At 69.0% G+C, this 22151-nt stretch carries 21 protein-coding genes and 2 tRNA genes; 14 read left to right on the forward strand and 9 right to left on the reverse strand.

The genetic code is table 11. From position 1 onward, the window contains the following. Position 1: 1 nt before the first annotated feature. From DNK52_RS15810 to DNK52_RS15825, 4 genes are read right to left on the reverse strand one after another with little or no spacing between them, the layout of a single operon-like run. On the reverse strand, positions 2-448 hold the full coding sequence (locus DNK52_RS15810) for a Fur family transcriptional regulator (protein ID WP_110242003.1): 447 nt from the start codon (positions 446-448) through the stop codon (positions 2-4). Further along, entirely contained in the window at positions 435-1442 is a 1008-nt protein-coding gene (locus DNK52_RS15815; RefSeq protein WP_110242004.1) for a metal ABC transporter permease, read from the reverse strand. Before DNK52_RS15815 ends, DNK52_RS15810 begins: the two co-directional genes overlap by 14 nt. Continuing rightward, complete coding sequence (locus DNK52_RS15820) at positions 1442-2272, reverse strand: metal ABC transporter ATP-binding protein (RefSeq protein ID WP_110242005.1); 831 nt, start codon at positions 2270-2272, stop codon at positions 1442-1444. Before DNK52_RS15820 ends, DNK52_RS15815 begins: the two co-directional genes overlap by 1 nt. Beyond that, positions 2266-3258 carry a metal ABC transporter substrate-binding protein gene (locus DNK52_RS15825; protein ID WP_162598811.1) on the reverse strand — a complete coding sequence of 331 codons (993 nt, stop codon included), beginning with the start codon at positions 3256-3258 and terminating at the stop codon, positions 2266-2268. Before DNK52_RS15825 ends, DNK52_RS15820 begins: the two co-directional genes overlap by 7 nt. A 72-nt stretch (positions 3259-3330) precedes the next feature. Between DNK52_RS15825 and DNK52_RS15830 the strand changes: the two genes are divergently transcribed. The 8 genes from DNK52_RS15830 (at position 3331) to DNK52_RS15865 (ending at position 10691) form a co-directional block, all read left to right on the forward strand. Continuing rightward, positions 3331-3651: an antibiotic biosynthesis monooxygenase family protein gene (locus DNK52_RS15830; protein WP_110242007.1), complete on the forward strand. Its 321-nt coding sequence runs from the start codon at positions 3331-3333 to the stop codon at positions 3649-3651. 47 nt (positions 3652-3698) lie between these two features. Continuing rightward, positions 3699-5108: a glycine--tRNA ligase gene (locus DNK52_RS15835; RefSeq protein ID WP_110242008.1), complete on the forward strand. Its 1410-nt coding sequence runs from the start codon at positions 3699-3701 to the stop codon at positions 5106-5108. Between the two features lie 84 nt (positions 5109-5192). Next, entirely contained in the window at positions 5193-6284 is a 1092-nt protein-coding gene (locus tag DNK52_RS15840) for a hypothetical protein (RefSeq protein WP_162598812.1), read from the forward strand. Between the two features lie 50 nt (positions 6285-6334). Continuing rightward, entirely contained in the window at positions 6335-7492 is a 1158-nt protein-coding gene (dusB, locus tag DNK52_RS15845; protein ID WP_110242010.1) for a tRNA dihydrouridine synthase DusB, read from the forward strand. A gap of 171 nt (positions 7493-7663) precedes the next feature. Continuing rightward, positions 7664-8578, forward strand: coding sequence for a VldE C-terminal domain-containing protein (locus DNK52_RS15850; RefSeq protein ID WP_162598813.1), 915 nt, complete (start codon positions 7664-7666; stop codon positions 8576-8578). Positions 8579-8593: 15 nt separating this feature from the next. Next, positions 8594-9028, forward strand: coding sequence for a fluoride efflux transporter FluC (locus DNK52_RS15855; protein ID WP_110242012.1), 435 nt, complete (start codon positions 8594-8596; stop codon positions 9026-9028). Next, entirely contained in the window at positions 9025-9414 is a 390-nt protein-coding gene (locus DNK52_RS15860; RefSeq protein ID WP_110242013.1) for a fluoride efflux transporter FluC, read from the forward strand. Before DNK52_RS15855 ends, DNK52_RS15860 begins: the two co-directional genes overlap by 4 nt. An 11-nt stretch (positions 9415-9425) precedes the next feature. Further along, complete coding sequence (locus DNK52_RS15865; RefSeq protein WP_110242014.1) at positions 9426-10691, forward strand: deoxyguanosinetriphosphate triphosphohydrolase; 1266 nt, start codon at positions 9426-9428, stop codon at positions 10689-10691. Here the strand turns inward: DNK52_RS15865 and DNK52_RS15870 are convergent. Further along, positions 10688-11740, reverse strand: a complete 1053-nt coding sequence (locus DNK52_RS15870; protein WP_162598814.1) for a YihY/virulence factor BrkB family protein — start codon at positions 11738-11740, stop codon at positions 10688-10690. The genes DNK52_RS15865 and DNK52_RS15870 overlap by 4 nt on opposite strands. Positions 11741-11830: 90 nt before the next feature. On the opposite strand from DNK52_RS15870, the gene dnaG reads away from it, so the two are divergent. The 4 genes from dnaG to hrpB all read left to right on the forward strand — a co-directional run bounded on the left by dnaG (position 11831) and on the right by hrpB (position 17055). Beyond that, on the forward strand, positions 11831-13744 hold the full coding sequence (gene dnaG, locus DNK52_RS15875) for a DNA primase (protein WP_204163584.1): 1914 nt from the start codon (positions 11831-11833) through the stop codon (positions 13742-13744). Continuing rightward, positions 13741-14250, forward strand: a complete 510-nt coding sequence (locus DNK52_RS15880) for a hypothetical protein (protein ID WP_162598815.1) — start codon at positions 13741-13743, stop codon at positions 14248-14250. Before dnaG ends, DNK52_RS15880 begins: the two co-directional genes overlap by 4 nt. Before the next feature lie 96 nt (positions 14251-14346). Then, positions 14347-14419 (forward strand) — tRNA-Asn (locus DNK52_RS15885). Positions 14420-14517: 98 nt separating this feature from the next. Then, on the forward strand, positions 14518-17055 hold the full coding sequence (hrpB, locus tag DNK52_RS15890) for an ATP-dependent helicase HrpB (RefSeq protein ID WP_204163585.1): 2538 nt from the start codon (positions 14518-14520) through the stop codon (positions 17053-17055). Positions 17056-17216: 161 nt separating this feature from the next. On the opposite strand, the gene DNK52_RS15895 is transcribed toward hrpB, so the two are convergent. Then, positions 17217-17771, reverse strand: coding sequence for an HTTM domain-containing protein (locus DNK52_RS15895; RefSeq protein ID WP_110242018.1), 555 nt, complete (start codon positions 17769-17771; stop codon positions 17217-17219). Continuing rightward, positions 17765-18091: a hypothetical protein gene (locus DNK52_RS15900; RefSeq protein ID WP_110242019.1), complete on the reverse strand. Its 327-nt coding sequence runs from the start codon at positions 18089-18091 to the stop codon at positions 17765-17767. Before DNK52_RS15900 ends, DNK52_RS15895 begins: the two co-directional genes overlap by 7 nt. A 76-nt stretch (positions 18092-18167) precedes the next feature. Between DNK52_RS15900 and DNK52_RS15905 the strand changes: the two genes are divergently transcribed. Continuing rightward, positions 18168-18241, forward strand: a tRNA-Ile gene (locus tag DNK52_RS15905). On the opposite strand, the gene DNK52_RS15910 is transcribed toward DNK52_RS15905, so the two are convergent. Continuing rightward, positions 18239-19099 carry an SGNH/GDSL hydrolase family protein gene (locus DNK52_RS15910; protein WP_110242020.1) on the reverse strand — a complete coding sequence of 287 codons (861 nt, stop codon included), beginning with the start codon at positions 19097-19099 and terminating at the stop codon, positions 18239-18241. The genes DNK52_RS15905 and DNK52_RS15910 overlap by 3 nt on opposite strands. A 3-nt stretch (positions 19100-19102) precedes the next feature. Continuing rightward, entirely contained in the window at positions 19103-20224 is a 1122-nt protein-coding gene (locus DNK52_RS15915) for a glycosyltransferase family 4 protein (RefSeq protein ID WP_110242035.1), read from the reverse strand. A gap of 194 nt (positions 20225-20418) precedes the next feature. On the opposite strand from DNK52_RS15915, the gene tyrS reads away from it, so the two are divergent. Then, a complete protein-coding gene (gene tyrS / locus DNK52_RS15920) occupies positions 20419-21684 on the forward strand; it encodes a tyrosine--tRNA ligase (RefSeq protein ID WP_110242021.1) in 1266 nt (421 codons plus the stop codon). The last annotated feature ends 467 nt before the right edge of the window (positions 21685-22151 follow it).

Genomic DNA, 22151 nt, shown 5'->3' on the forward strand with positions numbered 1-22151 from the left:
CTCAGGGGGCTCCGGCGCACTTGGGGCAGGTACCGAAGAGTTCCAGTTCGTGGCTGATGTCGGCATAGCCGAACGTCCGCCCGATCGCCCCCGCCCAGTCCTCGACTGCCGGGCCCTCGATCTCCTCCGTGGCGCCGCAGGTGCGGCAGACGAGATGGTGGTGGTGCCGGGTCGTTGCGCAGCGCCGGTAGACCGCTTCGCCCTCCTCCGTGCGCAGGACGTCGACCACTCCGGCGTCGGCGAGCGCCGCCAGCGTCCGGTAGACAGTGGCGAGTCCGACCTTCTCGCCGTGACCGGCGATCAGGTCATGGATCTCCTGGGCGGAGCGGAAGTCCGCCACGGTGCCCAGCGCCTCGGTCACCGCCGTACGTTGTCGTGTGGGGCGCAGGGCGCCTGGTTCGGGGGAGCTCGGCGCAGCGCTCACCCGGTCGCGGTCAGTGTTCGTCATAGTGCTCTCCGTGGGGCGCGTGACGGTGTCCGTCGTGCAGGTAGTCGACGTGGTCACCGTGGGGCACTGCCTCGTGGCCGCAGTGTGCTCCGTGCACGTGTACGTGGTGCGTGCTGGCGGCCTGCCCCGACGGGGCGTCGTCGGTGAAGGGGAGCAGCCGTCTGGTCCGGCGCCGCATCAGGGCGCCGACCGGCCACGCGACCAGGAAGATCACCAGGCTGACCAGGACGATGGAGGCGCCCGGGGCGACGTCCGCCCGGTAGGAGGCGGCTGCAGCCAGCAACAGCCCGCCGACCGCGGCGGTCATCCCCACTCCCATGGACATCGCCAGCGTCCGGCGGAAGGACGAGGTCACCTGCTGCGCCGCGGCGACCGGGATGACCATCAGCGCGGAGACCAGCAGCAACCCGACCGTACGCATCGCCACCGTCACCGAGACGGCGGCGAGCACGGCGACCAGGAGGTTGTAGAACCTGACGTTCAGTCCGGCCACCTTCGCGAACTCGTGGTCGTGGGCCACGGCGAAGAGTTGCGGCGCCAGTCCGACGCACAGGATCACCAGCACCACACCCATCACCATGGTGACCAGCACGTCGGAGGGGGTGATGGAGACGATCGAGCCGAAGAGGTACTGGTTCAGGCTGCTGGTGCTCTCACCACCCAGGTTGGCCACGAAGATGCCACCGGCCAGGCCCCCGTAGAAGAGCAGGGCCAGCGCCACGTCACCGCCGGAGAGTCCGCGCTCACGGATCAGCTCGATGGCGATCGCGCCCAGGACCGCGGCAACGACGGCCGTCCAGGTGGGTGCGGTGCTGGTGACGAGTCCGATGGCGACGCCGGTGACCGCGACGTGGCCGAGGCCGTCTCCCATCAGCGACATCCGGCGCTGTACGAGGTAGGTCCCGACGGCCGGGACGGCCAGCCCCGTGAAGAAGGCAGCCAACAGGGCTCGTTGCATGAACCCGGACTGCATCAGGGCGACGAACTCGCTCATCAGCGGACCTCCTCGTCCGGGTCAGGTGTCTCGAAGGGGCCTGCGACGTGCGGGACGTGGTCCAGGGCAGGGGACTGCGGTGGATGGTGCGCGTGTCCGAGACCGAGGTCAGGGTGGTGCACCTGGGCTTCCGCGAGCGGCTCGCCGTCGTGGACCACCCGTCCGTCGCGCAGGACGACGGATCGGTCGATGAGCGGAGCCAGCGGGCCGAGCTCGTGGGCCACCAGGACGATGGTCACGCCACGGTCCGACAGGGTGGCCAAGGTGTCGGCCAGCACCTGCTGGTTGGGCATGTCGACACCGGCGGTGGGTTCGTCGAGGAAGAGCAGATCGGGCTGGCCGGCCAGTGAACGGGCGATCAGCACGCGTTGCTGCTGGCCCCCCGACAGGTTGGAGACCGCCGCACGCTTCTCCCCACTCAGCCCGACGATCTCGATCGCCCTCGTCACCAGGTCGCGGTCCTTGTGAGACATCGGCAGGAACGGGCGGCGGTGGGTGAGGCGCCCCGACGACACCACCTCCCAGACCGAGGCCGGGACCCCGGAGCCGGCTCCCGAACGCTGCGGCACGAAACCGACCCGCTGCCAGTCGTGGAAGTGTCCGATCTCGGTGCCGAACAGCCGCACCGAGCCGCGGGCGACGGGGCGCAGACCGGTCATGGCCCGGACCAGGGTCGACTTGCCGGATCCGTTGGCGCCCATCAGCGCGACGAACTCGCCCGTCGTGATCTGGAGGTCGACGCCACGCACCACGGGTCGACCCTCGATGGAGACCGAGACGTTGGTCAGTCGCACCGGCACGTCGTCGTCGGAACTGGACCTGCTCAGCACTGGTTGGCACTCCTCAGGGCTTCCAGGTTGGCGCGCATCAGGGAGAAGTAGTCCCCTTCGCCGGCCTTCGTCAAGCCTTCGACGGGGTCGAGGACAGCAACCTCGATGCCCTCGTCCGCGGCCAGCTGCTCGGTGAGCTTGGTGGGAGCCAATGTCTCGGTGAAGATCGTGGTGATCTCCTCCTCCTCGATCACCTCGGCCAGGTGGCGCAGACCCGCCGGAGTCGGCTCCGCTCCCGGCGAGAGCCCGGCCACGGGTTCGAATGTGAGCCCGTAGCGCCGCAGGTACCCGAACGCGTCGTGACTGACCACCACGGTCGTCCGCTCGCAGGAGGCGAGTCGCTCGACGTACTCCCGGTCCAACGCCGTGAGGTCGTCGCGCAGCTCTTCGGCGGCGCGGGTGAATTCGTCTGCGTGCTCCGGTGCGATCTCACCGAGCTCCGCGGCCACTGCCTCGCCCAGGTCGGCCATGAGGAGGGGGTCGAGCCAGAAGTGGGGATCCTCGTCGCCGTGGTCGTGACCCTCATGGCCCTCGTCCTCATGGCCCTCGTCCTCATGGCCCTCGTCGCCGTGCCCCTCGTCGTCGTGCCCCTGGTCGTCGTGGTCCTCCTCGTGCTCGTGCACCGGCAGGTAGGTGATCACGTCGCCCACGTCGAGCACCGCTCCGGATGCGTTGGCCTTCACCGAGCTGGCCACCGAGGGTTGGAAGCTGCCGCTGTGCAGCACCAGGTCCGCAGAGCTCAGCTCGGCGGTGTTGGCCAGGGAGAGCTCGGCGTCGTGGGCGTCCTGCCCGGGGCGGGTCAGGTCCGTGACCCGGACGTGGTCGCCGCCGATCTGCTCGGCCGTCCAGGCCAGGGGATAGAAGCCGGCCGTCACCGAGATGGTGCCCTCGGTCACGGGATCGTCCTCCAGCGCTGCGCACCCGCTGGCAAGCAGGGCGGTGGCGGTCAGGACGGCGAGGGGAGCAAGGCGGTGACGGAGCTGCATGAGAACCATTCTCACACGAGTGAGAATGGTTTTCAAAAGCAGGTCGGGCGCCCCCGGGCCTAGGCTGCTCGGGTGATCGTCATCAACAGATTCTGCGTTCCGCTCGCCGAGGGTGAGGCCTTTCGCGAGTCGATCCAGGCCGCCCACCTCGCCCTGTCCGCGCAGCGGGGTTTCGTCGACGGAACCATCGGCCGCAACCTGGACGACCCATCGCTGTGGGTCCTGCACACCCAGTGGTCCAACGTGGGTTCCTACCGTCGGGCACTCTCCGCGTACGACGTGAAGGTCACGGCTGTGCCCGTGCTCAGTCGGGCGCTCGACGAGCCCAGCGCCTACGAACCGGTGATCCCTGGAGCCACCCTGAATGAGTTCGACGCGCGCTCGTTAGGCTGAGTCATTCCAGGTCGGCAGCCAGCCGACCTCTGCAGCAGGAGTACCCCGTGGCCAAGGCCCCCGCATCCATCGTCGACACCGTTGTCTCCCTGGCGAAGCGTCGAGGTTTCGTCTTCCCGTGCGGCGAGATCTACGGCGGTACCCGCTCCGCCTGGGACTACGGACCGCTCGGTGTCGAGCTCAAGGAGAACATCAAGCGCCAGTGGTGGAAGGCGATGGTTCAGGGCCGCGAGGACGTCGTCGGCCTGGACTCCTCGATCATCCTGCCGCGCGAGACCTGGGTTGCCTCCGGCCACGTCGCCACCTTCAACGACCCGCTGACCGAGTGCCAGTCGTGCCACAAGCGTTACCGCGCCGACCACCTCCAGGAGGCGTACTTCGAGAAGAACGGCGAGAAGAAGGGCCTCTCCTCTCCTGACGACGTGGCGATGACCGAGATCGTCTGCGCCAACTGCGGCACCCGCGGTGAGTGGACCGAGCCCAAGCAGTTCTCCGGGATGCTCAAGACCCACCTCGGAGTGACCGAGGACGAGTCCGGCCTGCACTACCTGCGCCCCGAGACCGCCCAGGGCATCTTCCTCAACTTCGCCAACGTCGTGACCTCGTCGCGCAAGAAGCCGCCGTTCGGCATCGCCCAGATCGGCAAGTCGTTCCGCAACGAGATCACACCGGGCAACTTCATCTTCCGCACCCGCGAGTTCGAGCAGATGGAGATGGAGTTCTTCGTCAAGCCCGGCGAGGACGACGAGTGGCACAGGTACTGGATCAACGAGCGCCTCGAGTGGTACGTCGGTCTCGGGGTTGCGCGCGACAACCTGCGCCTCTACGAACACCCCCTGGAGAAGCTGTCGCACTACTCGAAGGGCACCACCGACATCGAGTACCGCTTCCGCTTCGCCGGCTCGGAGTGGGGTGAGTTGGAGGGCATCGCCAACCGCACCGACTTCGACCTCACCACCCACTCGCAGCACTCGGGCCAGGACCTCTCCTACTTCGACCAGGCCAACAACGAGCGTTACACCCCGTACGTCATCGAGCCGGCGGCCGGACTCTCCCGCAGCCTGATGACCTTCCTGGTCGACGCCTACACCGAGGACGAGGCACCGAACACCAAGGGCGGCGTCGACAAGCGCATCGTGCTCAGGCTCGACCCGCGCCTGGCCCCGGTGAAGATCGCGGTTCTCCCGTTGAGCCGCAACGCGGATCTCTCGCCCAAGGCGAAGGCCCTGGCCTCCGAGTTGCGCCAGAACTGGAACGTCGAGTTCGACGACGCCGGAGCCATCGGACGTCGATACCGTCGCCAGGACGAGATCGGTACGCCCTACTGCGTCACCGTCGACTTCGACACCCTCGAGGACAACGCCGTCACCGTGCGTGAGCGCGACTCCATGTCGCAGGAGCGGATCAGCCTCGACGGCATCAGCCGGTACTTCGCGGAGCGCCTGCTCGGCTGCTGAGCAGCGCTGGCACGAGCCGCGTGGCAAAATTTTGCCACGCGGTGGGGTACGTCGCACCAGTTCGCTTCCGGGCAGGGCAAGGGCGTGTCATTCTCGATCATGGACAGGACCTGGCGAACGACGGCGGTGCGAGTGGCCTCGCTGGCCACCGTCGCCGCGGTTATGGCGATGGGTCCGGGCACGACTGCTGCGGGGGCGGTGGAACACCCCGACCCGCGCACCTTGGCCCGAGGCGCCGACGCTGGGTTGCCGTACCTCCAGGACGACAAGATCCACGCGAAGGGCCGTGCCACTCCCGTCGAGGTTCCGCACGACGGTGAGCGCCAGGTCCTGCTGGGCCGCTCCGGCAAGGATCGACTGGTCGCCTCCGGCAAGGACGGGGTCATCTCGGTGCACCGGATACGTCGAGGGCGTTCCCCCGAGCTGGTCCCACAGGGTCGGGACGACTACAAGCCGACGAAGAACCTGGGTGTCCTCCTCTCGCGGGGCGGGACACGACTCGTGTGGACCGAGTTCCCTCGCTACGGCTCCACGACGCAGGTGCGCCGGGTCAGCGACGGGTACCTCTTCGAGGACGACGGCGAGCCCGAGATCTTCACCTCCGGCCTCCCCTTCGACGCAGCCGGGAGTCGGGTGTTGATCGAGGGCAGCGTCGACGGCGAGGACGGAGGCGAGACGGGTGGCACGGCTGTCTGGCGCCCCGGTGTCGACCTGCGAGTGGTCCACTACCGGGGGATCTCCGGTGGCTTCATCACTCGTGACGTGATGTTCCTGGAGCAGGGATGGCGCCGCTACGGCCCGACCTCGATCTCCGACCCCGGGACGCCTGCGTGGTCCGACCGGTTCACCCCGCTCGACTTGGCCCCGAACGGCAGGCGCGTGCTCGGGGTCGCGACCACACAGCTGCGGGGCAGGGACGTGCTGCAGGTGCGACGGATGCGCGACGGCAAGGTGCTGCGCTCGTGGACCTTCGGCCGGGCGGCGGTGATGGGGGAGCCGGCCTTCGGTCAGGAGCAGACGGCCAGGTTCGAGACGGATGCCAGAGTGGTCTTCGAGGTGAGCCGGGCGGGACGCTCCGCCCTGGTGCGGTGCCGGGTCCGAGGTGAGTGCCGGCGCGCCTCGCGTCTGGGTGGGCCGATCTCCTTCGGCCGCGAGAGGTTCGTGTGGACCTCCTGAGGGCTCACGCCTGATTTGGGTCACCCGATCGACCGGCGGACAATGGCTCCATGGTGCTTGCCCCGTCCGCTGCTCTGCCCACCGAACTCGTGCTGGGCAACGTCCGCGTGGAGACGCCCGTGGTCCTTGCTCCGATGGCAGGCATCACCAATGCCGCCTATCGCCGTCTCTGCGCCGAGCAGGGAGCGGGACTCTACGTCTGCGAGATGATCACTTCGCGCGGCCTGGTCGAGGGCGACGAGCACACCAAGCAGATGCTGGTCTTCGACGAGCTGGAGACGGTGCGGTCGGTCCAGCTCTACGGCACCGACCCGAAGTACGTCGGACTTGCCGCGGAGATCCTCTGCAACGAGTACGGGGTCGCCCACGTGGACCTCAACTTTGGCTGCCCCGTCCCCAAGGTCACCCGCAAGGGCGGTGGGGGAGCGTTGCCCTGGAAGCGCGGCCTGCTGGCCCAGGTGCTCGAGGCCGCCGTCGCGGCGACGGCCAAGTACGACGTTCCGCTGACCATCAAGACCCGGCTGGGCCTCGACCTGGACCACCTGACCTACCTCGACGCAGGGAGGATCGCGCAGGAGTCCGGGGCAGCGGCCATCGCACTCCACGGACGTACGGTCGAGCAGGCCTACTCCGGTGTCGCCGACTGGGAGGCCATCGCCGAGCTCGTGCAGTCCGTGGACATCCCGGTGCTGGGCAACGGAGACATCTGGGAGGCCAAGGACGCGGTCCGGATGGTCGAGCAGACGGGCGTGGCAGGAGTGGTCATCGGCCGCGGGTGTCTCGGTCGCCCGTGGCTCTTCCGCGACCTGGCGGCTGCCTTCTCCGGGACCCCGAGCGAGACCGTGCTGCCGACGCTGGGCGAGGTCACGGTGATGATGCGCCGCCATGCCGAGCTGTTGAGCGAGCACATGGGTGAGGAACGCGGCTGCAAGGAGTTCCGCAAGCACATCTCCTGGTACCTCAAGGGCTTCGGAGCCGGTGGCCGGCTGAGGCAGTCCCTGGGCCTGGTGGACACGCTCTCCACCCTGGACACGCTGTTGGCGGAGCTGGACCCGACAGAACCGTTTCCCACCTCCGAGCTGGGCGCGCCGCGGGGGCGTCAGGGGGCGCCGCGCAAGCGGGTCGTCCTGCCCGAGGGCTGGCTCGACGACCAGGACGGCCGTGGCATGCACGTGCAGGAGGACGCAAACGAGGTCAGCGGGGGGTGAACGGGCGTTCCGGGTCGGACGAGGTGAACGCCATCCCGACGCGGAATGAGAATCTGTTCACGATTGGTCATCTGGCGGGTCGGATGTGCTTGACTCTCTGATCGTGCCGGGGGCTGAAGATCCCGGTTCGAAGTTCGACCATCTGTCAGCAAACAGCAAAGGATCAACGCTGTGGCTCAGCATCGCCACAAGCGGGAGACCAATGCCCGCGTTCTACATCGCGTCGCCCTCGTGGCGGCGCCGCTCGCAGTCCTCGCCACCGTCTCTGCGGTGACTCTCGGTGTCCTCTCCCAGGAGCCCGCCCAGGACCAAGGCCTCCTCGCCAACCAGGACCGTTCCGCGCAGGTCGAGGCCAAGGTCGCAGACCGGAAACTCTCTGCGGTCTCCCGCAGCAACGGCCGGACCACCAAGGATGCGAAGAAGAGCGCGAAGAGCGACAAGAAGGACGCCGCGAGCGACAAGAAGGCCGAGGCCGCTGCGCTGGCGGCTCGCGAGTTGAAGGTGACGCGCTCCGCGGTTCGCTCCGCTGACACCAAGCGCTGGGTCACCGCTGACCTCAACCTCTGGACGAGTTCCAAGGGTGGCGAGAAGGTGGGCGTGCTCGAGGCGGGTGCGCGCGTCCTGGTCACCGGCCGGGAGGCCGATGGCCGGGTCGAGGTCGCCGTCGACGGCAAGTCCCGGTGGGTCACCCCCGGCTACCTCGCAGCCAAGAAGCCAGCAGCAGAGCCGGAGGTGGGCGGCACCTGCAGCAACGGCACCTCGGTGCCCTCGAACCTCAGCCCCAACGTGATCGCCGTGCACCGTGCGGTGTGCGCGGCGTTCCCGAGCATCCGTTCCTACGGCACGTGGCGCAATGACGGGGAGCACGGCCAGGGCCGGGCCATCGACGTCATGGTCAGCGGCGCGCTGGGCTGGGAGATCGCGAACTTCCTGCGGGCCAACGCCGGCAAGCTCGGCGTCGACTACCTGATCTACTCCCAGAAGATCTGGTCGACGGATCGGGCCGGCGACGGATGGCGTGGCATGTCGGACCGTGGTTCGACCACTGCCAACCACTACGACCACGTGCACGTCACCGTCCGCTGACCAACCGGTGAGCACTTGAACAGCCCCGCTGTCGAACCCCCTTGGCGGGCGGCATCCTTGGTCTTCGCCGGCGGAGCCGTCGGATCCCTGATCCGCTACGGCGTCTCCTTGGCGTTCCCGCGCGATGGGCTCGTCCCGTGGGACGTCGTCCTCGTCAACACCGTGGGCGCCCTCCTGCTCGGAGCGTTGGTGGGCTGGCTCGGTCGGGCGGCCGGCCCGACCTCCAGCGTCCGGGCCCGCCACCAGAGGTTGCTGTGGGGCACCGGAGCCCTGGGCGGTTTCACCACCTACAGCGCACTCGCCCTCGGAGCCGTCGACCTCGTCCGCGATGACCGTGCGCTCGCCGCGATGCTCCTTGCTGTCGGATCGGTGGCCGTCGGGTTGGCGGCCTGCGGAGCAGGCCTCGCCCTGGGTTCGCTCGCGGCGCGGGGAAGAGCGCGGGCGTCGTGACGGAGACCTTGGTGCTCGCCCTGGCGATCTCGGTCGCGGGCGGTCTCGGAGCCGCGGCCCGGTACACGGTCGACCGGATGGTGGAGCGATCCACGGCCAGCGGCCGATGGGGCACCTTCGTCGTCAACGTCTCCGGCTCGTTCGCGCTGGGTCTGGTCGTGGGCCTGGTGCCGGCAGACCCCTGGGTCGCCGTCCTGGGGACCGGTCTCCTCGGTGGCTACACGACGTTCAGCACCGCCATGCTGCAGGTGGTGCAGGGGGCTGGCGAGCGCGTTGCCGGGCGCGCGACGCGTGCGGGTCTGCTCGCCGCTGCGATGCTGCTGGCCTGCGTGGCGGCGGCGGGGCTCGGCGTGCTGCTGACCATTCTCGTCGGCGGTGGCCGGTAGCGTCGGCGGCAATGGAGCACTTGTACGACGACCACGCGCGCGAGCGCATCGTCCCGGAACCCCCCAAGCGTGTCGACGCCCCTGTGCGGATGGCCTTCGAACGTGACCGCGCCCGGGTCGTCCATGCGGCCTCGACCCGGCGGCTCGCCGCCAAGACCCAGGTCATGGGGCCGCAGACAGACGACTTCGTGCGCAACCGACTTACCCACAGTCTCGAGGTTGCCCAGGTGGCCCGTGACCTGGCGCGCGCGCTCGGTTGCCACCCGGACATCACCGAGACCGCCGCGTTGGCGCACGACCTGGGTCACCCCCCGTTCGGTCACAACGGGGAGCGTGTGCTCGACGAGTTGAGCCAGGAGTGCGGCGGCTTCGAGGGCAACGCCCAGACGCTGCGGCTGTTGACCCGGTTGGAGTCGAAGACGTTCGACGCGGCCGGTGACAGTGTCGGCCTCAATCTCACCCGGGCGACCCTGGATGCCTGCACGAAATATCCGTGGGCGCGCGTCGGCAGTGTTCCCCCCTCCGGCACCCACGGGGACGGAACGCCGCGCACCACGATGAAGTTCGGTGTCTACGACGACGACCGACCGGTCTTCGACTGGATGCGGGTCCCGGGGGTCGGTCGGGCCCAGTGCCTCGAGGCGCAGGTGATGGACCTCGCTGACGACGTGGCCTACTCCGTGCACGACGTCGAGGACGGCGTCGTCGCCGGCAAGATCGACCTGACCCGCATCGATCGGGCAGGCGTCTGGCAGACCGTACGAGACTGGTACCTGCCCGGGGCAGACGACGACCGGCTCGATGAGGTCCTCCGCGCTCTGCAGGCGCAGGAGAGCTGGCTCGGGACGCGGTACGACGGGGGCCGGCGCGGTCTGGCAGCCCTGAAGAACCTCACGAGCGACCTCATCGGCAGGTTCTGCGGAAGCGTCCAGGAGGCCACGTTCGCCACCGGCGAAGGCCCGTTCGTGCGCTATTCAGGGGCGGTGGTGGTGCCGGAGCAGACCCGTCTCGAAATCGCGGTGCTCAAGGGGATCGCCGCGCACTACGTGATGGCCACCGACGACCGGGTGGACCTGATGGTGCGTCAACGCGAGCTGCTGGCGGAGTTGGTGGAGGAGCTGAGCCGTCGTGGACCGGACGGGTTGGATGCCGCCTTCACCGAGGACTGGCACGCAGCGGCCGACGACGCGGGCCGGCGTCGGGTGGTGATCGACCAGGTCGCCTCTCTCACCGACGCCAGTGCCGTGTCGCGACACTCCGCCCTGGTCAAGGCCTAACTCTCGTCGGAGCGGCTGCCGCGTCCCTCTGCCTCGGGGTGCGTCTCGGCGGGGGAGCGACCGGGCACCAGCTGGTCCTCGGACTCCTCGAGGCGCCACTCGCGAGCTTCGCCGACCTGCTTCTGCTCCTTCTTCTGCGCCTTGTCGATCTGACGGGTGTCACGGAGCGGAAGCTGCAACTGGCTCTCGGCCGCGAGTCCCTTCTCCAGCTCGCGTCCACGCTCGATCTCGGCGTCGACCTCGGCCCCCACCAGCAGAGCCAGGTTGCTGACCCAGAGGAAGAGGAGGCCGACGATGACACCGGCCAACGAGCCGTACGTCTTGTCGTAGTTGGAGAAGTTGGAGACGTAGAAGGTCAGGCCCACCGAGGCCAGCACCCAGACGAGCAGAGCCAGCAGGGCACCTGGGGTGAGCCAACGGAACTTGGGGTGCTTGACGTTGGGGGTGGCCCAGTAGAGCAGGGCCAGCAGGAACATGGCCACCAGCACCAGGGCCGGCCACTTGGCGATGTTCCACACCAGGACCGCGGTGTCACCGAGCCCCAGCACGTCGCCGATCGAGCGGGCCAGACCTCCCGAGACGACGAGCATGATGGCAGCGAGGGCCAGGAGCACGATGGAGACCAGCGTCACAAGCACCATCTGGGGACGGAGCTTCCAGATCGGGCGCCCCTCCTCGACCTCGTAGATCCGGTTCATCGCCCGCGAGAAGGCATTGACGTACGCCGAGGCGGACCACAGGGCACCCAGCAGACCCGCGACCAGGGCGAACCCGGCGGCCTGCGACTCCGCCAGTTGTCGGATCACTGGCTCCACGTCACCGAGCATCTGGTCCGAGACCAGGGGCTGGATGATGTCCAGGATGGTGGTGACCGACTTGTCCGCCTGCCCCACGACGCCGAGGAGAGCCATCAGGGCCACGATGGCGGGGAAGATCGCCAGCACGGAGTAGTAGGTGAGGGCTGCTGCCAGATCGGTGCAGTCGTCGTCGATGAACTCCTTCACCGTGCGCTTGGCGACGGTGGCGAATCGCTTCTTGGGCACACTCACGGCGTCTTCTCCAATCGCTCCATGGCTCAACCGTGCCCCCTCGCCCGGTGTGGCAAACACGTTCTCCCGGGTCACCGTAGACTCACCCGCGTGGCTGGCCGCATCCGTGAGGACGACATTGCAGAGGTGCGCGAAAAGGCGCGCATCGACGACGTGGTGTCCTCCTACGTGACGTTGCGCAAGGCCGGCGGCGGTGCACTGAAGGGGTTGTGCCCCTTCCACGACGAGAAGTCTCCGTCCTTCCACGTCACACCCTCGCGCGGGTTCTTCCACTGCTTCGGTTGCCAGGAGGGTGGTGACGTCATCTCCTTCCTGATGAAGATCGACGGGCTCGCCTTCGCCGAGGCCGTCGAGCACCTGGCCGACAGGTACGGCGTCCAGCTGCGTCGCGATGAGGGGGACGACCAGCCTCAGCGCCCGCGCGGACCGGCTCGCGGTCGGCTCATCGAGGCGCACCGGATCGCGCAGGAGTTCTACGCCGACCATCTCGGCAAGCCAGACGCGATGGCTGGGCGCCAGTTCCTCGCCGAGCGCGGCTTCGACCAGGCGGCGGCCGAGCTCTTCGGTGTCGGCTTCGCTCCGCGTGACGGGGAGGCCCTCACGCGTCTGCTGAAGCAGAAGGGGTTCTCGTCCGAGGAGATGACGGTCTCGGGGCTGGTCGCCAAGGGGCGTTCGGAGTACGACCGCTTCCGCGGCCGACTGCTCTGGCCCATCCGCGAGCCCAACGGTGACACCATCGGCTTCGGGGCCCGCCGGATCTTCGAGGACGACCGGATCGAGGCCAAGTACCTCAACACCTCGGAGACTCCCATCTACAAGAAGTCGCAGGTGCTGTACGGCTTGGACCTCGCGCGTCGCGAGATCGCGCGCTCCTCCCAGGCCGTCATCGTGGAGGGATACACCGACGTGATGGCCTGTCACCTGGCCGGCGTGCAGACTGCGGTGGCCACCTGCGGAACTGCCTTCGGCGAGGACCACTCCAGGGTCTTGCGCCGCTTCCTGGGCGACCACGACGAGTCACGCGGTGAGGTGATCTTCACCTTCGACGGTGACGCCGCCGGGCAGAAGGCCGCCCTGCGCGCCTTCGCCGGCGACCAGAACTTCGTCTCCCAGACCTATGTCGCCGTGGCGCCCAGTGGCATGGACCCCTGCGACATGCGCCTGAAGCAGGGGGACGAGGCGGTGCGTGAACTGATCGCCGGACGCGAACCCCTCTATCGTTTCGTGCTCGGCAACGTGGTCAAGCGTTTTGACCTGGACCGGGCCGACGGGCGCGTCGATGCGATGCGTGAGGCCGCCCAGTTGGTGGCGAGCGTGCGGGACAAGTCCAAGGTGGACGCCTTCGCCCGCGAGCTGGCAGCGATGGTCGGCATCGACGTGGACGAGGCCAGCGCCCAGGTGCGGCGGGCCGTGGCTCGTCAGTCCAGCGACCAGCGCGGCTCCCGAGGGGGTCCGGATCGGCGCAGCGAGCGCCAGGGCGGTGGTCAGCAGTCCGAGGCACCTCCGCCGTCGCGACCGCAGCTGCCGCCGCTGCGCGACCCGCGATTCTCCGTCGAGCGCGAGACCTTGAAGTTGGTGCTCCAGCACGCACCGCTGATCGGGCGGCTCGTCGAGCAGGTGTCCGCCCACGACTTCACCCATCCTGCCTACCGGGCCGTCTGGGAGGCAGTCGTCGCCACCGGCGGGGTCTCCGCAGGTGTCGCCGACCCGGGGTGGTCCGCCCGCGTGCGGGACGGCGTCAGCAACCCCATCGTCTCCTCCGCGATCAGCGAGCTCGGGGTGGAGCCCGTCAGGTCGAACGGGGAGCCCGGGGAGTCGTACGTGAACGCCCACATCTACCGGCTCCGGGAGTTGAGCGTCCAACGAGAGATCGCCGACGTGTTGTCCCGCCTCCAACGCACCAGTCCCACCGACGAGGTGGACGAGTACAACCGACTCAGTCGCGAGGTGATGACCTTGGAGCAGCATCGGCGTGAGCTGGGTCAGAAGGCGGTGGGCGCATGAGGATCTTCCAGCGCGACCCCCTACCGGACGGGGTGCAGTTGCAGCGGGGTGAGAAGGTGCTTTCCCGGGCAGTGGCCGATGACGGACGTGTGCTGGTCGCGACCCGTGACGCTCTCCATCTGGGCTCCGTGAGCGAGGACAGCGCCCGGAGGATCGACTGGGAGCAGGTGGAGACCGCCGACTGGGACGGGGAGACCTCCACCTTCCGGGTCACCGAGGTCGGCCGGTGGGGCGAGCAGCGGCCCGTCCACGTCTTCGTGCTCGATGACGCCCGGGTGTTCCTCGAGTTGGTCCACGACCGGGTCACGGCGAGCATCGTGATCCAGCGTCACGTGGCCGTCCCGAACGGCACTCTGCGGGTCATTGCGCGTCGAGCGCCCCACGGTGAGAGCCGGATCCTGTGGCTCTACGAGTACGACGAGGGAGTCGACCCCGAGGACCCTGAGGTGCAGGCGGCTGCCGAGCAGGCTCTGACCCTGGCGAAGGCCGACGTCGGCCTCGGTTGATGCGTCGGGTCGGCGGTCCCCACCCGAGGGGGTCGCTTTGGAGTCCTGGCGTTGGTGTTGCTAATGTTCGGACCGCTGCGTGAGAGCGCAGCCCGATCCCCTGTAGCTCAACTGGCAGAGCATTCGACTGTTAATCGGAGGGTTGTTGGTTCGAGTCCAACCGGGGGAGCGAACAAGGCCTCTGACCTGTGAAGACAGGTCGGGGGCCTTCTCGCATTTCACGCCCGCACCGCACGCTGACCCACGGGCGTCGGGCACACTGCTGGAGTGTCCGACCCGTTGCATCGCCTGCTCGCCGCGCCCCCCGACCTCCCGGTCGTGGCGGGCCTGGGAAGGCTCGAACAGGCGCTCCGCACGCATGGTGTCGCTGTCGTGCACGCACCTCCCGGCACCGGCAAGACCACCCTGGTTCCGCCGGCCGTTGCCTCGGTCGTGGCCGGCAGGGTCGTGGTCACCCAGCCCAGCCGGATCGCTGTCCGGGCCGCCGCACGCCGGTTGGCCGGCCTGATCGGGGAGCCGGTGGGTGAGACCGTGGGATACGCCGTGCGCGGAGAGCGCCGCACGGGGCGCCGCACTCGGATCGAGGTCGTGACGACCGGCCTGCTGCTGCGTCGCATCCAGCACGACCCGGCCCTGGCAGGAGTGGGGGCCGTGGTCCTCGACGAGGTGCACGAGCGTCACCTCGATGCCGACCTGGCTCTGGCCCTGCTCGTCGACGTCCGCACCCACCTCCGGGAGGACCTGGCGTTGGTGGCGATGTCGGCCACGATCGAGGCCGGACGCACAGCGCTGTTGCTCGGCGGTGAGGGAGACGGGGGAGCGCCCGTCATAGGTGTCCCCGGGGCGCTGCACCCGGTCGAGCAGGTGTGGTGTCCCCTGCCCGCAGGTCGGCGTCGCACCGACGACCGGGGGATCACCCCGGCGTTCCACGACCACGTCGCCGCGACCGTACGTCGGGCTCTCGCCGAGCACGAGGGGGACGTCCTGGTCTTCGTGCCCGGAGTGGCGGAGGTCGAAGCCACCGTACGTCGGTTGGCAGGGGCCGACGTCGCCGTCCATGCCCTGCACGGTCGGCTCTCGACAGCCGAGCAGGACCGTGCGCTCACCGAGGGACCGGGGCGACGCGTGATCGTGTCCACCGCGGTGGCCGAGTCCTCCCTGACCGTGCCGGGCGTACGTGTCGTCGTGGACGCGGGCTTCTCCCGGGAGCCCCGCACCGACCACCGCCGAGGGCTGGCCGGTCTGGTCACGGTGGCGGTGAGTCGGGCTGCCGCCGAGCAACGGGCCGGGCGTGCTGGGCGGCTGGGACCCGGGGCGGTGCTGCGTTGCTGGTCGGAGTCGGACCATGCCCACCTCGCCGCGCATCCCGAGCCCGAGATCGCCACCGCCGACCTCACGGCGTTCGCGCTCGAGGTGGCGTGCTGGGGAGGTCCTGACATCCAGGACCTGGCACTCCTGGACCAGCCCCCGTCGCATGCCCTGGCGACGGCGAGGTCGGTGCTCGTCGACCTGGGGGCCGTGGCAGAGGACGGGCAGGTGACCCCGAGGGGGCGACTCATCGCGGGGGTGCCGACGGACCCGAGGCTGGCGCGGGCCCTCCTCGACGGGGCCGAGCTGGTCGGGGCCACGCGGGCGGCGGAGGTGGTCGCCATGCTCAGCGAGGACGTACGAGCTCCCGGGGGCGACCTGGTCGCCGCCCTGCGTGGGCTGCGGGCGGGGCGAGGTGCGGGACCGTGGAGGAGCCAGACCAGCCGCCTGCGGGAGGTGGTCGAGCGCCACCCGGCCGCCGGGAGTCGTAGCGGCCCAGATCAGGGCGCTGCGAGGATGACCGACGACGTGGCCGTCGGTCTGGTGGTGGCCCTGGCTCATCCGGACCGGATAGCCCGCAGACGGGCGGGCTCCTCGGGCTACTTGATGGCCTCGGGGACCGGCGCCGCGCTCGACCCGCGTGACCCGGGCCCGTTGGCCGGACTGGAGTGGCTGGCAGTCGGGGACGCCGAGCGTCGTGCCGGCGACCGGGAAGCGAGGATCCGCTCGGCCGCGCCACTGACCGAGGAGCTGGCGCTGGAGGCTGCCAGTTCGCTCTGGGACGAGGTGGACGAGGTGTCGTGGGTCGACGGACAGGTTCGGGCCCGACGCCGTACGCTGCTGGGCGCCATCGAGCTCGGCTCCGTACGACTCAGCGAGCCGTCGACCGCGGCCGTGACAAGCGCGATCCGCCAGGCCCTCGACAGCGAAGGCCTCGGCCTCCTCACCTGGTCGGACAGCGCCGCGGCGCTGCGTGCCCGCCTCGACTTCCTGCACCGGGCCCTCGGGGCTCCGTGGCCGGAGGTGAGTGACGCAGCACTGACGCAGAACCTCCACTCGTGGCTGGGGCCGCAGTTGGCCCGGGTTCGCTCGGCGAGGGACCTGGGTCGCATCGACGTGGTGCAGGCACTGCGGGCGTTGCTGCCGTGGCCCCAGGCCAGCGAGCTCGACCTACTGGCTCCGGAGCGGGTCGAGGTCCCCAGCGGGTCGAGCATCCGGGTGGACTACAGCGCTGAGCAGCCGGTGCTGGCCGTGCGCCTCCAGGAGGTCTTCGGGTGGACGGCGGCGCCCCGCCTGGCGGGGGGCCGAGTCCCCCTTCTCCTGCACCTGCTCTCGCCTGCCCGGCGCCCGGCTGCGGTCACTGCAGACCTGGAGTCGTTCTGGACCAACGGCTATCCAGGGGTGCGTGCGGAGCTGCGCGGGCGGTACCCCAAGCACTCCTGGCCCGAGGATCCGAGGACGGCGGCGCCCACCCGGCGTACGAAGAAGAGTGGGTAGAGGCTCACGCAGGTCAGTGCGAAGGCCAGGAGGACGATGTTGTCGTTCGCCATCGTCACCACGATGGAGCTGTGCAGGAGGATGCCCAGCACGGCGGCCAACACCCTGGTGCGACGGAACCACAGCGCGCCGGCCATGAAGACTTCGGCCAGGATCGTCCCTCATGCCAGCGCCATGTCCAGTTCGGCCGGCAGGTCCAGCCACAGCCAGTGGTCGAACTGCCGCCCGGTCAGGAAGACAGAGTTGACCTTGCTCAGTCCCGCGAACAGGTAGCAGACGGACAGCTGCGTCAGCATCAGCAACGGAGCCCAGGTCGCCGTCCGCCCCTCCGTCCGCGGCCGCAGGGCCCACACGCGGTCACAGGCCGTGAAGCACAGCATGGCGATGAGGAGCAGTGCCAGGGTGCGGTGGCTGCTGTAGGTCTGTTGGTCCCACAGGAAGATCCACGCACTCACGACGGTGGCCAGGACCGCAGCAGGCCGGGCGTACCACCCCACGGTCAGGGCCAGCCCTGCGACGGCCCCCAGCCCGGTCACCAGCCAGACGCCGGCTTCGGTGGGGGCGGGCAGGGACTCGATGAAGGGAATCGCGATCGTGGTGTCGACGACTCGCGAGAGCGTCTTGTACATCTCGAGGGTGTTGAACAGGGTCGCCAGACCGAGCCCGATCCTGGCGATGGCCAGTGCTCTGAAGAGATCCATCGGACCCTTCAGCACGTCACGGTCCTCTCGGCGGAGCCATGGACCACCGTGACGCTCACTGACCTCGGCTCGACCTCACAGATCTGTTCGGGCAGGTGCTCCAGCCAGGGCACGTCCACGCGCATGTGCTGGGTGATCTCCTCGGGCAACTCGATGGACTCGCCCTCGCCGTCGACGGCGTCGATGTTCGCGCTCCCCACCCCGGAGTACATCTGGAACCCCAGGCGACGGGGTTGCTCGCCGACCAGGAGCAGGTAGGCCGGGACGCCCACCTGCACGGCGACCAGCGCCGCCACCCACCAGGGCAGTCGCCGGACCTTCGCGGAAGAACTCATGAGGCAATCCTCGACCATCCCGACGGCCTGTGTCCGGGATACGCCGGAGCAGTCGATACGCTCTGCCGCATCACCGGGGGCGGTAGCTCAGTTGGTCAGAGCAAGCGACTCATAATCGCTCGGTCGTGGGTTCAAGCCCCACCCGCCCTACGCGTCACCCGGGTCCGTCACGAGCCGGGCGAAGGGAGCGTGGTGCCCGAAGGGCACCTCCTGGGCGTGACCGAGACCCGCCAGCACACTCGGCAGGATGGCCTTCGCCGTACGTCGGTACCCCGCACCCGAGGGATGGAAGCGGTCGACCGCGAACATCTCGTCGGGGCGGGTCAGGAAGAACGGGCCCACGACGTCTGCCAAGGTCACCGCCCTGGCCCCCAGGCTGAGTGCGACCTCGCGCTGCGCGGAGGCCAGCTGCCGGGAGAGCAGACCAGCCACCGTACGCAGCGGCTGCGGGAGCGCGCGCAAGGCACCGAGGTCCGGGCACGTGCCCACCACCACGGTGCTCCCCAAGGCCTGCAGGGCCTCGATGGCGAGCGTCAGCTCGGCGCGCGAGTCGCTGAGCCTCACCCGGTGGGTGACGTCGTTGCCGCCCACCACCACCACGCTGACGTCCGGGCGATAGCCGGGCGGCAGGCTCGCTGTCTGGGCGCTGAGCATCGAGGTCTCCGCGCCGACCACGGCGACGGTGCGCAGTCGTACGGTGCGGCCGGTTGCTCGAGCGAGGCGGCGGGCGAGCTGGCCCCCCAGGGTGTGTCCTGCGTCCTCGGCTCCGAGCCCGGCTGCGATCGAGTCGCCCAGCAGCAACAGGTCGATGGTGCGTCCGGAGTTCTTCTTGTAGAGCCCGTCGGCGTCGGGCGCCTCGTCGCCGATGGGCCTGCCGATCACCCGGCGGGCGATCGAGGCCTGATGGGCGAGGGTCACCCGGGCCACGGCGAGGAGCGCGCCCCCGCTCACCAGGGCGGCCACGGCCCGGCGCAGTGCGGCCTCGGCGTACGGGGACGACGAAGGCATGCTTCAGGCCGCGCCGCGAGCGGCGCGCGCCATGACCGCCGGGTAGTGCTGCTCGATGAGTTGGTCGACGACCACGGACCAGCTCCGATCACGGACCGACGCCAGCCCCGCAGCGCTCAGCGTCCGGCGCAGCGTGGGGTCCGCCACGAGCGACTGGACGCGTTCCCGCAGGCCGGAGCCTGTCCCGGGAGGGAAGAGCAGCCCCGTACGTCCGTCCTCGACGAGGTCGAGGGGCCCGCCGGCGGCAGGGGCCACCACGGGTACGCCGCTGGCCTGGGCCTCCTGCACCGTCTGGCAGAAGGTCTCCGCCTCGCCGGTGTGCACGAAGAGGTCGAGGCTGGCGAAGGCGGTGGCGAGGTCGTGGCCACGCAGCATCCCGGTGAAGCGGGCCCGGGGGAGGTGCCGGCCGAGCCATTCACGCTCGGGGCCGCCTCCGATCACGACCAGACGGGTGCCGGGCAGGTCGGCGATCTCTGCCAGGCGCCTGACCTGCTTCTCGGCGGCGAGACGACCGACGTAGCCGATCACCACCTGGTCGGGCTCGCCCCGGGTCCAGTGTGTACGCAGTTCCTCACTGCGACGAGCCGGGTCGAAGAGGTCCAGCGACACACCGCGCCCCCACCGGTGCAGGTCGGTGACCCCCATGGCCCGAAGTTGGTGCAGTGACGCGGTGGACGGCACCAGGGTTCGGTCGGCCCGGCGGTGAATGCGTCCGACCCACTTGGCCACGGCAGGTTCTGCGCGCAGTCCGTACTGGCGCGCGAAGCCACCGATGTCGGTCTGGTAGACGGCGAGCGTCGGGATCCCCAGATTCCGGGCGGCCCGGAGTCCGACGGCCCCGAGCGCGATGGGGGAGGCCAGGTGGACCACGTCGGGTCGGAAGTCGGCCAGTGTCTGCTCCACGATCGGATCGGGCAGCCCGATGGGGAAGCCGGCGTACCTGGGAAGAGCCACGGACCTGACCCGGACGACTCGGGCGGAGCGGTAGACCGAGGGACCGGGGCCGGGAGCGATGACCAAGGGCTCGTGCCCCGTCTCCAGCAGCCGGTCCACCGTGTGACGCACCGTGTTGGTGACGCCGTTGACCTGCGGGAAGAAGGACTCGGTGACGATCGCAACTCGCATGACCTCAGCGTCGTCACGGCGTGTGAACAGCCGGTTGACGCACACGCTCACCTGCATGAAGAGGGGCGTACGTCTGGGTCGTTCCGTCCTGCGGCGCGCGGCCATTGCGCGGGGCACCGCGCGGATCTGGCAGGCTGGGACGGCCGGTGCACCCACCCCCTGACCCAGCACCGGACCCTCCGGAAGGAACACAAGTGTCAAGCCCCAACATCCTGGACGACCTCGAGTGGCGCGGCCTGATCGCCCACTCGACCGACCTTGACGCCCTGCGTCAGGCGTTCGACGAGGGAAGCGTCCGGTTCTATGTGGGGTTTGACCCGACCGCCCCCAGTCTGCACATGGGCAACCTCGTCCAGATCCTCACGGCCAAGCGCCTGCAGGAGGCGGGCCACACCCCCTTCGCGCTGGTCGGAGGCGCGACCGGGATGATCGGCGACCCCCGTGACTCCGGCGAGAGGACCCTCAACTCCCTCGACACGGTCAAGGACTGGGTGGAGCGGGTCCGCAGCCAGATCGAACCTTTCCTGAACTTCGCCGGCGACAACGCGGCCACCATGGTCAACAACTACGACTGGACAGCATCCCTCTCCACGATCGACTTCCTGCGCGACGTCGGGAAGCACTTCCCGGTCAACCGGATGCTGGCCCGTGACGTGGTGAAGTCACGTCTCGAGGACGGCATCAGCTACACCGAGTTCAGCTACGTGCTGCTCCAGTCGATGGACTTCCTGAACCTCTACCGCGACCACCAGGTCACGCTGCAGTTCGGCGGCTCCGACCAGTGGGGTAACCTCACCGGCGGCGTCGAGCTGATCCGGCGGGCGGCGCAGGGCAAGGCACACGCCTTCGCGACACCGCTGATCACCAAGACCGATGGCACGAAGTACGGCAAGACAGAGGGCGGCGCGCTCTGGCTCGACCCGGAGATGATGTCGCCCTACGCCTTCCACCAGTTCTGGCTCAACGTCGAGGACGAGAAGGTGGTGGAGCTCCTGAAGATCTTCACGTTCCTCAGCCGTGACGAGATCGAGGACCTCGCTGCCCAGACGGCCGACAAGCCGTTCCTGCGGGCGGGACAGAAGGCGCTTGCCGACCATGTCACTGGCCTGGTCCACGGGGTGAAGGAGACCGAAGCAGCCAAGCGGGCTGCCGAAGCGCTCTTCGGTGGGGGAGAGCTGACCAACCTGCCGCCCAGCACGCTGGGGGCAGCGTTGAGGGAGGCCGGTTCCATCAAGGTCGCTCTTGACGCGCTGCCGTCGGTGGTCGACCTGCTGGTCGACGCCGGCCTGGCCAAGAGCAAGGGTGACGCGCGCCGCACGATCACTGAAGGCGGGGCGTACCTGAACAACGCCCGCGTCGAGGACCCCGAGTACGTCCCCACCGCGACCGACGTGGTCGCAGGCGGATGGCTCGTGTTGCGCCGAGGCAAGAAGAAGTTGGCCGGCGTCGAAATCGCCTGAAGCCCTAGCGATGCCCCTTGCCCGTAAGGGCGAGGGGCATCGCTGCGTCCGGGGGCCTCAAAGTGGCTCTGACCTGCGCAAACAACCACTGTGCTCGCCGTCACTCCACCCCAAGTTGCATGGTCGCTCGGTCGTGACCTAATGTTTCACCTCGTTGCCCCGAAGGTGACCGGGACGAAGCCCAGAAGGGCCCAGGACCAGTCAGGGACAACCACCTCTCGCAGTCACACGGAGAACGAACAGTTCGCTAGCGCGAAACGTTCAATCCCCGGGAATTGGCCTGCGAGAACGGAGAGAAGAACCGGATTTGGTTTCGGTTTGGTCTTCGGATAGGTTTCATCAGGCGCCGCAGCTGGCTCGGAAGAGTTGGCACGGTTATGCGTTTGATCCTTGAGAACTCAACAGTGTGTCATAGTCGACGAATTAGTTTAATTGCCCTGTCGGCATGCTTTTCGGAGTGTGTTGAT

The sequence above is a fragment of the Nocardioides gilvus genome (assembly GCF_003194605.1).
Classification (GTDB): Bacteria; Actinomycetota; Actinomycetes; order Propionibacteriales; family Nocardioidaceae; genus Nocardioides; species Nocardioides gilvus.